Below are 12186 nucleotides of genomic sequence, written 5' to 3'. Positions count from 1 at the left end.
CGCATGAAGTCGACGGCGAGCCGCCGGGTCAGCGTCCGCGCCTGACAGGCCAGGGCTCTCATGTGGCCACGTCCAGCAGGCCGTTGGTGAACGACTTCGCCCAGTCCCGGTCGTCCGGGATCGCGCCGTTCTCGGCCAGCCAGTGCGCGTACGGGCCCATCCGGCCCTCGTCGATCACTCCCCAACGCCCGTCCGCGTCCGTCCAAGTGGGCGCGATCAGCGCGAGGGAGCGGGCGATCAGCGGGCGCGGGAAGTACGGGATGACCCGTTCCAGCAACTCCAGGGTGGCGTCGGGCTCTTGGGCCGCCGCCGCGTAGCCGCGGGCCGTGACGGCGAGGAAGTCCCGTACCAGGGAGGGGTGTTCGGTGAGAAGCGTCTCGTTCGTGCCGAGCAGGTAGCTGTGGTAGCGCGGGGCGCCGATCTCGTCGACCGGCCAGGTCAGCCGCTGCTCCTCGGGCAGATCGCCGCGCAGCGCGTCCCAGGACCAGTAGTTCCCGAAGGTGGCGTCGGCCTCACCCGCCGCGATGTCGTCCACGGTCAGCTCGCGGGCGCCCGCGTCGATCCCGATCACGGCGTCCGGGTCGCCGCCGTCGGCCGCCACCAGGTGGCGGACCATGGCCCGGCCGCGCGGGGTCGGGTTGTAGGCGATCCGGCGGCCGGCGAGGTCGCGGGGGCGGGTGATGCCGGTCGACGTGGTGGTCTGGATGGCCTCCAGGCCCCGGTGGTTGATCGCGGAGACGGCGATCAGGGGCTGGCCTCGCTCCGCGCGCCGGGCCAGCAGCCGGTTCGGCGGGAAGATCCCGAAGTCCACCTCGCCCCGCGCCAGGTATTCGAGGGTGTCCCCGCGTCCCGGATCCTGGACCACCAGCTCCACGTCGAGCCCGGCCTCGGCGTACCAGCCGCGGGCGCGGGCGACGTACAGACCGGCCGAATTCGGCCACGGGTGGAAATAGTCGAGCATGACCCGTATGTGCGGCATGGGGGTACTCCGAAACGTGCGCAGGCGTGACGGCGCCTGAAGGGAGGGGAGGGGTGCGCGAAGGCGGTGGATCAGTGCATGCGACAACAACAGGAGCGGCGCGCCGGGGAGTTGACCACCGGGTGCTGGGGCTCGACTGTTGTAGACACGTGAACTCCTACGCGGGCGCTGAGGCGCGAGTGGTGCGGTCGGCGTCCCCATGGGGGCCGGACTCTCGACGAGCCGGTCCCAGACGCCCTCTCAGCCCAACCGGGTAGGGGCTCCCGCGTAGATGGCCGAACGATAACCGCACTACCCGGATTCTGTGCAAGCGAGGTCCGAAATGTGGGACGGTCATGCCCGAGGGGTGAGACGCCCAGGTGGCGGGCGTACGATCGGCGGCCATGACCACCTCCCTGCTGCCCGGCCCGCTGGTCGACGACACCTGGCTCGCCGCGCGTCTCGACGACCCCCGGCTGGTCGTCCTCGACGCCACCACGCTGCTGCCCTCACCCCGTGAGGACGGCGACCACCGCTCCGCGAGCGGGCGCGGGACCTGGACCGAGCGGCACCTGCCCGGATCACGACACGCCGACCTGACCGGTGACTTCTCCGACCACGACGCGCCGTACCACTTCGCCGTGCCGTCCCCCGGCATGCTCGTCGCCGTGCTGGCCCGGCTGGGTGTGGGGGAGGGCGTCGAGGTCGTCACGTACGACAGCGGCGGCGGCATCTGGGCGGCCCGCCTGTGGTGGATGCTCCGGGCGATCGGCGTACCGGCGGCGGTGCTGGACGGCGGTCTCGAAGCGTGGGAGGCGGCCGGGCGTCCGCTCGCCTCCGGCGACGACACCGGCCCGGTTCCGGCCGTCCGTCCCCTGACACCCGTCGTACGACCCGATCTGTGGTCCGGGATCGACGACGTGGCCGCCATCAGCCGTGGCGAGCGGCCCGGCACCCTGGTCTGCGCGCTGCCCCCCGGCGGCTACGACGGCTCCGCGCCCACCCGCTACAGCCGCCGTGGACACATCCCCGGCAGCCGCAGCCTCCCGGGCCGGGGGTTGCAGGACGCCACCGGGCACATACTGCCCGAGCCCGAACTCGCCGCCAGGATCGGAGCCGTCCTCGACACCGACGACTCACCGGTCGTCCTGTACTGCGGCGGCGGCATCTCGGCCGCGGGCGCCGCCCTCGCGCTCACCCTGCTCGGCCGCACGGACGTCTCCGTCTACGACGGCTCACTTGAGGAGTGGTCCAAAGACCCTGCCCGGCCAATGGAGTTGGGGTCCTAGAACGGTTCGGCGGCTGAACACGGCGGCGTGGCCGAGGCTCGTATCCCTCCCCCGAAGGCTACGAACCTCGGCCGCTTCCCCCGGCGCCGGACCTGTGGTCCGTCCGCCCGCGTGCGGCTGTACCCGTGCTGTTACCAGCACATCACCGCGGTGTCCCCCGACCCCCACGTGGAGTACAGACGCACACGGACGAAGTAGCGGCGGCCCCTGACGAGCCGGACCTTGAGTGTCGCGTTGTGCGGTGTTCCCCCGTCGTCCTGCCCGGCGAGGAAACGCGGTTCGCCGTCCCGTTCCTCGAAGACCACGACGACCGTGTCGCTGTCCCCGAAGGCACCCACGGCGTACTCGCGGGTCTGGGTCGGCTCGATCGTGAAGTCGGCCTGCTCGCCCGGCCCCAGCCGCAGCGGCGCCGAGCGGAACGGCACCAGCTCGGCCGGCCGGGGAGGGCCGACGTGCGGGTACCAGCGCAGCACGAACTCCTTGTCCGCGGCGGAGAGACCGCCGTGCGGGCGCAGACCCGCACGGTATTCCTCCGGCTCCAGGACCAGGCCCGACGCGAACGGGTACTCCATGATCGACTGCGGGTCCCAGACGGAGCCGTTGACCTCGTCCGGGTCCAGCTTGCGCAGGATGTTGAACAGGGTCCGGTCCCGGCTCCAGAAGTTCGGCGGGCCCGCCAGCTCGGCGTACACGGCCTCGTCGTCCCAGTGGATCCCGGCGAACGGGCTCTGGTGCTCGTGCAGCATGCCCAGCGCGTGCCCGATCTCGTGCAGCGCCGTGCCACGCTGTCCGGGCGCGGTCAGGTCCCAGCCGAAGTTCATGGTGCGGTCGCCCAGACCGACCGTGAGCGCGTCGCGCCCCACCGCCGACCAGGAACCGTCCCCGGCCTGGAACCCGATGCGCAGCTCGGCCTCCGAACGGTCGCCCACCTCGGCGAAGTCGACACCGATGCCGAGCCCCCGCCACTCCCGGAAGCACTCGCGTACGACGTCCTGCTGCTCCTTGGCACCGGCCCACGGCACCCGCCGCAGCTCGCCGGTCCCGGGCACCGGGATGACGGACGTGTCGGCGGCGGCGGAGTTGTCGACGTCGAAGAAGTAGTAGTGCAGGACCGTGCCGTTGACCCACATCCGGCTGCCGCCGATGAGCGCACCGCGCCGCTCCGCGGCCAGTCCCGGTCCGAACTCCGGGGCGGGCCGCTGCGCGAGGGAGCAGTAGCGAGCGGTCATGCGACCAGAGTGCCGGTGACCGTACCCGGGCGCCTGAGTCGAGGGCTACTCAAGTCACCCTGTATCAGGGTTGAGTAGCCCGACTCATACCTGCGTGATGACTTTCGAACAGGACGCGAAAACCCTTGAACTACCCTGGCCGTTCACCGGCCGGGAGGACGAACTCGAACTGGTCCGCGGGTCGTTGACGGCCGGCCGGCACGGCATCGTGGTCTCCGGCCCGGCCGGCCGGGGCAAGACCCGGCTGGTCACCGAGGCCGTCCGGGGCGGCGACTGCGTCCGCGTCACCGGGACACCCGAGACCCGCACGCTGCCCTTCGCCGCGTTCGCCCACTTGCTGTCCGAGAGCGTCTCCCTGCACCGAGCGGTCCAACTCCTGTCCGGAACACGGCTGTTGCTGATCGACGACGCCCACCTCCTCGACGACTCCTCCGCCGCCCTCGTGCACCAGCTCGCCGTCCACGGCCGGACCCGCCTGGTGGTCGTGGTGACCGACGGCAACCCCGTGCCCGGCGCGGTGTCCCGCCTGTGGACGGGCGAACTGCTGCCGCGCATCGCGCTGGAGCCGCTGCCCCGCGAGGAGATCGCCCAACTGCTGGCGGCGGGTGCGGGCGGCCCGCTGGAACCCCTCACCGTGAAGCGCCTCCACCACCTCTGCCAGGGCGATCTGCGCCTGCTGCGCGACCTGTTCGGCGCGGTGCGCGAGCGCGGGCTGCTGACCCGGGCCACGGACACCGACGAGTGGGCCTGGCGCGGCCCGGTGCCGGTCACCGCGACGGTCCGCGAACGCACAGGGCAGGTCCTCGCCCGCGCCGACCTCGACGAGCGCGAGAGCCTCGAACGCCTGGCCTTCGCCGAGCCGTTGGCGTCCTCCCCCGACGACTTCGACCTCGACATCCTCGAACGCCTGGAGGCCGAGGACCTGATCCACGTCGACGACCGCGGTGCCGTCCGTCTCACCCACCCCCTGCACGGCCCCGCGCTGCGCGCCGCCGCCGGCCGGCTCCGGGCCCGCCGCCTGGCCCGCACCCCCGACCAGTGCGTCCCGGACCTCGCCGCCGAACGCGCCGCGCTCACCGACCGCATCGACCGGACCGACGTACGGCCGCTGCCGACGCCGGTCGGGGAGTGGCTGGTGGCCGAGGGCGCACCGGTACCGGCCGGGTACGCGTCCGTACGCGCCCGGTTCGCGAGGCTGCGCGGCGAACTGCGCGAGGCCGCGGCCTGGGCGCGGGAGGGACTGCGGGAGACCCCGGAGGACCGCGCCTGCGGGGTCGAACTCGCCCTGGCCGCCGCCCAGTCGGGCGATGTGCCGGACACCGACGAGACCCTCGCGAACCGCCCCGCGACCGGCTGGGTGGCGGCGGCCCGGGGCGATGTGGAGACGGCCCGCGAGACCGTGGCCGAGGCGGTGGCGCCGGACCGGCGCGGGGGTGCGGTCGAGGACGGCAGGCCCGCCGCGTACGCGCTCTACGACGCCGTACGCCTCGGCGCTCCCGAACAGGTGGCCGGACGGCTCGCCCGGCTGCCCGGCGACGGACCGGCCGTGCTCGCGCGGCACGCCGAGGCGCTGGTCGACGGCGACGGGCCCGCGCTGGACCGGGTGGCGGGGGAGCTGGAGCAGCGCGGGTTCCTGCTGTTCGCGGCCGAGGCGCACGCACAGGCCGTCCGGGCGCACCGCGACCCGCGTGCCGCCCGGATGTCCCGCACCCGCGCGGTCGCGCTGGCCCGCCGCTGCCAGGGCGCCCGCACCCCGGCGCTCTCCGGCCTGGTGCTAGGTGAACTCACCGCCCGCCAGCGGCAGATCGTCACCCTCGCCGCCGCGGGCCTCAGCAACCGCCAGATCGCCGAACGCCTCACCCTCTCGGTCCGCACCGTCGGCAACCACCTCTACAGCGCCTACGCCCGCCTCGGCGCGAGCGACCGCGGCGCGCTGCCGTGGCTGGTGGAACTGCCGACGGCGCAGTCGGCGTGACGGGTGGCCCATCGGCCGCGGCGCAGTCCGCGTGACCGGTGCCCCATCGGCCACGACGCGGTCCGCGTGGCCGGTGCGCTGCCGGGGCGGTCGGTCAGGCCGCTCCGAACGCGGTGAACGCCCAGCCCGTGGCCTGGTGGACCGCGTCCCCGGGCAGCGCGGCCCGGGCGTCGCGGAGGGCCTCCGCGAGGGAGAGGCCCGCGCTGAGGCCCTTGTGCAGGGCGACCATCAGCGGGACCACGGCGGCGTCGTTGACGGGGGCGCTGCTCGCCACCACTCCCGCCGTGCCCAGCGGGAGCAACGCCGTTACCAGGCCCAGGAGTTCGTCCGCGCCCACCGGGGCGAGGCGGGCCGTGTCGCAGCTGGAGAGGATGATGCGGTACGGGCTGCGGGCGAGGCGTTCGAAGTCGTGGACGATGAGCGGGCCGTCGGCCATGCGAAGGGCCGAGAACAAGGGACTGTCCGCGCGGAACGTGCCGTGCGCGGCGATATGGGCCAACGTCGCGCCGTCCAACTCGGCCAGCACCCGGGGGACGTCGGCGTCCTCGTGCTCCAGGACCGTAGGAGTGCCGTAGCGGTCGGCCAGGTCCGGGACTTCGGCGCCGTCGGTCGCGAGGCCGGGCCCGCGCACCAGGACGTGCCGTCCGCCGGGCGGTCGCCGGGTGTCCAGGGCACGCAGCCAACTGCCCGCCGACGGCGACACACTGAGCACCCGCTCGCGCAACGAGGGCAGCAACGCCCAGGGAACACGGTGGAGTCGGCCCGGCGGGACCACCACCACCGGCCCGGCGCCCAGGTGTTGGACCGCCTCACCGAGGAGGAGTTCCTCCAGCCGTCGGCCCGCCGCCTCCACCACCGGGAGCCTGGCCTCCGCCCCGGGGTGTGCCAGCCGCCGCAGCCCCGCCTGTACGTGTTCCGCCTCGGCCATCGCCTCCGAGAGCAGGCCCGCCGGGAACCGCCGGACCCGCCCCTGGCCGCACAGCAGGGCGTGCACCCGCCCGTCGACCACGGCGAGTTCCACCAGCCGTCCCTCACCGAGCCGTGCCAGCAGCCGGGTCGGATCGAAGCGTTCGCCCTCGCCGGGGGCGTCGCCGCGGATGTGGAGGGTGCGGGAGCGGATCTCCCGTTCCAGGCGCCGCTGTTCGCGCTCCAGGGCCGGTACCGGGTGCCCCTCCATCCGGGCCTCCTCCGCGCGGGCGGCGATCTCGCGGAACGCCGTCAGACCGCTGAGCAGGGCCGGGTCGGCGGGCGGCCGGGCCGGAGGGGTGGACAGCGCGGTCGCCCGCCACCGCTCGCTCCACACCAACAGCCGTCGCGGACCACCCGAGTTGAGGCTCGCCCGCTGCGCGAGCGCCGCCAGCTCCGCGCCCTGCGCCGTGGCCCGGGCCCGCAACTCCGAGGCGCCCAGGGTCGTACGGTGGTCGTCCAGGACGTCCAACCCGTGACGGCAGGCCTCCAGGACCCCGCGTCCCGAACCGGCGGCCTCGGCGCGCAGCGCCTGCGCCGCCCAGCCGGTCATCCGGGCCAGCGGGGGACCGCCGCGTCTGCTGCGGGCGGCCACCGCCAAGTGCCGTTCCGCGTCCGCCGTCCAGCCCAGCGCCAGCGCGATCCGGCCCGCGAGCAGCGCGGCCTCCGGCGCCGACGGGGAACCGAACGCGGCCAGCCGCCCGGCCACCGCGGCGGCGTCCGCGACCAGCCGACCGGAGGCCCGCCCGGCCGCCAACCTCGCCTCGATCAGCACCAGTTGGGCATGCGTCTGCCACCAGGTGCGACGCTGTGCGGCGAACAGCCGTACCGCCACGGCCGCGCGCGCGATCGCCGTGGACGGATCGTCCGCGAGCCGCGCCGCCCGGGCGGCCACCAGCAGCAGCTCCGCCTTGCGGGTGGACTGCCCGCCGATGCCGTCCAGCAGCCCGACGGCCGTGTCCGCCTGGGCCAGCGCCTCCGCGGCCAGGCCCGCGCTCAGCAGCACCTCGCAGCGGCGGATGGTGAGCATGAAGGTGGGGGTGGTGAGTTTGGCGTACATCTCCTCCGCCTCGTCGAGGAGTTGGAGCGCCACCGGGATGTCGCCCGAGCGGAACGCGGCCAGGCCCCGGCTCTCCACCGCGTCGGCCTTGTCGTGCTCCTGGCCGGTGGTCTCCCACAGCCGCTCGGCCGCCGTGAAGTCGGCGTCGGCCCGGTCCACCGCGCCGAGCGCCAGATGCACGGTCGCGCGCAGGGTCAGCGCCCGCGCCGTCCAGATCACGTCGTCCGTCTGCCGCAGCACGGGGATCGCCCGCCGTACGTCGTCCAGCGCCTCCTTGTGCCGTCCCAGCACCCACCAGACGTAGGCCCGCCGGAACAGGACGCGCGCCCTGGTCTGTCCGCTGCCGCGCGCGATGCCCCGCTCGAAGGCCGCCAGACCCTGCCGGGTGCGGCCCGCGTGCACCAGCGCCACCCCGAGCGTGCCCAGGACGTCCGCCTCCCGGTCCGCCGACTCCGCGCGCGCCGCCAGGTCACGGGCGCGCCGCAAGTGCTTCAGCGCGAGCCGGAGATCGCCGAAGTCCCGCTGCCAGATACCGATCACATGGTGGGCCACGGAGCCCTGGAACGGCGTCGGATCGCCGTCGAGAACCTCCCGCGCACCGGCCAGCGCCTCGCTCGGAGCCGCGAACACCATCGGCAGCAGTTCGATAACCGGGTCGCCATCCGCTGTCACTCCTCGGATGGTAGTGGCCCCCCGGTGCACACCACACCGGTTTGGCGCTGTATCAAGTACTCGCCAGCGGGCTCTGATTGACGACCGCCGCCGCAGTGGGAGGACACGCCATGGCACCACAGCGATTCCACGAGCAGTTCGACCAGATCCAGCGCTCGATGCCCGACATCCCCCTCGCGATGGGGCCGGACGACTCCGCCGAGTTCTTCTACGAGAAGGGCGTCGTGCTCGCCCGCGACGGCGAGGAGGCCCGCCTCGTCGAGGACACCGTACGCACCCACTTCACCGAGGCCACCGGCCTCACCGCCGACTCCGTCCGCCGCGCCGGACCCGATACCAACCGGTCCGGGATCACCCGCATCCAGGTCGGCGACCCCGGCCACGGCGACCGGCGCGGCGACCGCGCCGTGGCCAACGCGCTGCGCGCCCTGCGCGAGCCCGAGGGCCGCGCGGGCCGCCGACTGGTCAGCCGCAACCACGTCGTGTCGATCGCCGTGAACGCCTGTCCCGGCGACGAACCCGTGCCCGCCCCGCTCACCCAGGGCGCCAACCCCGCCCCCGCGGAAGCCGGTTACGACCCGGACACCGCCGTCGACGTCCTCGTCATCGACACCGGACTCATGCACGACTACCGGTCCTACCCGCTGCTGGCCCACGTCCAGGGCGACCCGCAGATCAAGGAGACCGACGCGGCGGGAGTGCTCCAACAGTACGTAGGACACGGCACGTTCATCGCCGGACTCGTCGCGGCCGTCTCGCCCAACACCGAGGTGACCGTCCGCAACACCCTCAACGACGCGGGCGCCATCCTCGAATCCGACTTCGGCGAGGCCCTGTTCGCCGCCGTCGACCAGAACGGCTGGCCCGACGTCATCAGCCTCTCCGCCGGCACCAGCAACGGCCGCACCGACGGCCTCCTCGGCGTCGAGGGCTTCATGCAGGCCCTGCGCGCACAGCGCACCCTGCTCGTCGCCGCGGCCGGCAACAACGCCAGCGCCACCCCCTTCTGGCCCGCCGCCTACGCCGACCTGCCCGACTACCAGGACGTCGTCCTCTCGGTCGGCGCCCTGCGCGGCGACGGCGAGTACGGCGCCTGCTTCAGCAACCACGGCGCCTGGGTCAAGGCCTACGCCCCCGGCGAGCGGCTCATCGGCCCCCTCACCGGCTTCGACGCACCCACGCCCTACACCTACCAGCACAGCACCTACGACGCCTGCCGGTTCGGCTTCACCTACTCCTGCACCTGCCAATACCCCACCCACACCGGGGTGTTGAGCCAGCAGGGCGACAACTCCGTAGGCAAGCCCGACCAGGTGATGTTCGAGGGGTTCGCGCACTGGAGCGGGACCTCGTTCGCCGCCCCCGTCGCCGCAGGCCTGGTCGCCGCCTACATGACGGCCAACAAGGAGAGCGACGCGCGCGCCGCCCGTACCCAACTCCTCGCGGCCAACACCGAGTACGCCGAAGTACGCGGGGCGCATGTACCGGCGCTGCGCCCGCCCACCTGGCGCCCGGTCCCCGTCGTGCCGCTCTCCGCACCGGCATGAGGGCCGGAACCATCCCCTCCACGGCGTACGATGACATGCCGTACACGAGGGGTGGCACCGTGGACCGTGCAGAAGTCGGCGCGCTCGTCCGGTCGGCAGTCGACGGCGACGCGGCGGCCTGGAAGGCGCTCGTGGAGGGGCTCAGCCCACTGGTCTGGTCAGTGGTGCGCGCCCATCGGCTCTCCGACGCCGACGCCGGCGAGGTGTACCAGACCGTGTGGTTCCGCTTCGCCCAGCACCTGGGGCGGATCCGGGAACCCGACAAGGCGGGCTCCTGGCTGGCGAGCACCGCGCGCAACGAATGCCTGAAGGTGATCAAGGGACTGCGGCGGCTCATGCCCACGGACGACCCCCAACTCCTCGACCGCGTCAGTGAGGAGCGCACTCCCGAGCAGTCGGTCCTCGACTCGGAGGAGGCGGCCTCCGAGGCCGAACGCATCCGCAGGCTGTGGCAGGAGTTCGCCGAACTGGGCGAACGGTGCAGGCAGTTGCTGCGCGTCCTGATGGCCTCGCCGCCACCCAGCTATCAGGAGGTGTCCGCCGGTCTGGGCATCGCCGTGGGCAGCATCGGACCCATGCGCCAGCGCTGTCTGCGCCGGCTGCGAGCCCGACTGAACGCCGGGGAGGCGCTGTGAACGGCATGTACGGCGACGGTCCCGGAGCGTTCGACGCCTTCGGTGCCTTCGGGCAGGACCCCTTCGGCGACGAGGAGTTCGACGAGCAGCAGGGCGAACAGGACGACGACGGCTCGGAGTTCGACGACTCCCTCCTGGAGGAGGAGCTGCGCCAGGCGGTCGCCATCCTGGACCCGGTCCCCGCCGAACTGCGCCAAGTCGCCATGGACGCCTACGCGTTGTACGACATGGACGCCCGGCTCGCGGAGCTGACCTTCGACTCGCTCGTCGACGCCATCCCGGTCAGGGGAGCCCTGGACGTACCGCGCATGCTGACCTTCACGGCGGGCGAGCTCAGCGTCGACGTGGAGGTGACCAGCGATGGTTTGATGGGCCAGGTGATGCCGCCCCAACCGGCCGGCATCGAGGTCCTGAACGGCCCGCAGGCCCTGCGCCCCACCACCCTGACGGCCGACGCCATGGGCCGTTTCACCAGTGACGTGACCCCGGTCGGTCCCTTCGCGCTACGGCTGCGGACCGGAGGGGAGGTGGTCGTCACGGAGTGGCTGCGGGCGTGACCGCGGGCGCGTGACCGCCGGTGCGCGAGGAAGGGGAGCGGGACGCTTCTTCCTCGCGCATCAGCGCCCTACCAGGTCACCGGCAGCGTCTGCGGACCCCGGATCATCGTCTTGCGGCGCCAGACGATCTCCTCGGCGGGTACGGCCAGTTGGAGCCCGGGGAGCCGGTCCAGCAGGGTGTCGACGAGGAGTTCGGTCTGCAACCGGGCCAGTACGGCACCGGTGCAGTAGTGCGGGCCGTTGCCCAGGGCCAGATGCGGGTTGGGATCGCGGTCGACGTCGATGCGGTCCGGGTCGGGGAACACGTCCGGGTCGCGGTTGGCGGCGAGGTAGGAGACGTAGACCGGGTCCCCCGCGCTGATGCGGTGACCGTGCAACTCGACGTCCTCCAGGGCGATCCGGGCCAGCCCGACCGACGCGCGGTGCGGGATGAAGCGGAGGAGCTCGTCCAACGCGGCCTCCCGGCACTCCGGTTGACCCCGCAGGCGCTCCAGCAGCTCGGGCCGGGTGAGCATCAGGTACAGCATCTGGCCGCAGTTGTGGGTGACCGCCTCCCCACCGATCTGCAACGGACCCGCGAGGCCCACCGCCTCCGGCTCGCTGATGTCGCCCCGGGCCACGGCGGTGCCGAGCAGCGAGTACACATCGGTGCCGTCGCTGTCGGCGCGGGCGCGGATGGTGTCGGTGATCCACGCGTACATGCCGTTCTTGGCCCGGTCGGCGGCCTCGGCACCACCGGACGTGGAGATGATCTGCCGGGTCCAGGAGTGCACCTGCTCGCGGTTCTCCTCGGGCACCCCCATGACCTCGCTGACCACCGCGAGCGGGAAGGGCTCCAGGACCCGCTCGATCAGATCCGCCGGCGGCCCGTCCGCCACGACCCCGTCCACCAGCGCGTCGAGCAGCGCCTGCGCCCGGGGCCGCAACCGCTTCATCGCGCCGACCGTGAACGCGCCCGCGACCGGCTTGCGCAGCCGGTTGTGGTCCGGCTGGTCGGCGAACGCCAGTGACCCCGGACGCGGCTTGAAGTGCGGGGCCATACGCGTCACTTGACGGGTCGTCACCTCCGCGCGGCCGAACCGCGGATCATTGGTGATCATCTTCACGTCGTCGTAGCGGGTGGCCAGCCACGCCCAGCCCTCACCGTGCGGCAGCCGGATCCGGTTCAGCGGACCCTCGCGCATCAGCTCCGCGAGGACCGGGTCGAAGTCGGTCCCGGTCAGGTCGATCGGGGGCCAGTCCCGCACGGGCGGCTGCGGGGCCTGGCTGGTCAGCGTGGTGGTCTCCTCGGTCATGCG

9 protein-coding genes are annotated in these 12186 nt (G+C 73.3%); 5 read left to right on the top strand and 4 right to left on the bottom strand.

The genetic code is table 11. From position 1 onward, the window contains the following. Positions 1-58: 58 nt before the first annotated feature. Entirely contained in the window at positions 59-979 is a 921-nt protein-coding gene (locus ACWIHT_RS39595; RefSeq protein ID WP_456173372.1) for an ABC transporter substrate-binding protein, read from the bottom strand. Positions 980-1362: 383 nt separating this feature from the next. Between ACWIHT_RS39595 and ACWIHT_RS39590 the strand changes: the two genes are divergently transcribed. Continuing rightward, positions 1363-2247, top strand: coding sequence for a sulfurtransferase (locus ACWIHT_RS39590; RefSeq protein WP_456173371.1), 885 nt, complete (start codon positions 1363-1365; stop codon positions 2245-2247). Positions 2248-2378: 131 nt separating this feature from the next. Here ACWIHT_RS39590 and absR1 read toward each other — a convergent pair whose 3' ends face one another. Next, positions 2379-3476: a beta-glucuronidase AbsR1 gene (absR1, locus tag ACWIHT_RS39585; protein WP_456173370.1), complete on the bottom strand. Its 1098-nt coding sequence runs from the start codon at positions 3474-3476 to the stop codon at positions 2379-2381. A gap of 97 nt (positions 3477-3573) precedes the next feature. Here absR1 and ACWIHT_RS39580 point away from each other — a divergent pair, with 97 nt between their 5' ends. Then, a complete protein-coding gene (locus ACWIHT_RS39580) occupies positions 3574-5451 on the top strand; it encodes a LuxR family transcriptional regulator AbsR2 (protein WP_456173369.1) in 1878 nt (625 codons plus the stop codon). 94 nt (positions 5452-5545) lie between these two features. Here the strand turns inward: ACWIHT_RS39580 and ACWIHT_RS39575 are convergent, their stop codons facing one another. Further along, positions 5546-8110: a CHAT domain-containing protein gene (locus ACWIHT_RS39575; protein WP_456173445.1), complete on the bottom strand. Its 2565-nt coding sequence runs from the start codon at positions 8108-8110 to the stop codon at positions 5546-5548. Between the two features lie 149 nt (positions 8111-8259). Between ACWIHT_RS39575 and ACWIHT_RS39570 the strand changes: the two genes are divergently transcribed. From ACWIHT_RS39570 to ACWIHT_RS39560, 3 genes are read left to right on the top strand one after another with little or no spacing between them, the layout of a single operon-like run. Further along, a complete protein-coding gene (locus ACWIHT_RS39570) occupies positions 8260-9696 on the top strand; it encodes a S8/S53 family peptidase (RefSeq protein WP_456173368.1) in 1437 nt (478 codons plus the stop codon). Further along, positions 9693-10331 (top strand): RNA polymerase sigma factor, encoded by a 639-nt coding sequence (locus ACWIHT_RS39565; protein WP_399115690.1) that lies wholly within the window; start codon positions 9693-9695, stop codon positions 10329-10331. Before ACWIHT_RS39570 ends, ACWIHT_RS39565 begins: the two co-directional genes overlap by 4 nt. After that, complete coding sequence (locus tag ACWIHT_RS39560; RefSeq protein WP_456173367.1) at positions 10328-10888, top strand: hypothetical protein; 561 nt, start codon at positions 10328-10330, stop codon at positions 10886-10888. Before ACWIHT_RS39565 ends, ACWIHT_RS39560 begins: the two co-directional genes overlap by 4 nt. 68 nt (positions 10889-10956) lie before the next feature. Here ACWIHT_RS39560 and ACWIHT_RS39555 read toward each other — a convergent pair whose 3' ends face one another. After that, positions 10957-12183: a cytochrome P450 gene (locus tag ACWIHT_RS39555; protein WP_456173366.1), complete on the bottom strand. Its 1227-nt coding sequence runs from the start codon at positions 12181-12183 to the stop codon at positions 10957-10959. Positions 12184-12186: the final 3 nt, after the last annotated feature.

It is taken from the genome of Streptomyces sp. NPDC002276, assembly GCF_053891435.1.
The sequence above is the reverse complement of the archived record's forward strand: the minus strand, read 5'-3'. Positions and strand labels throughout refer to the sequence as shown.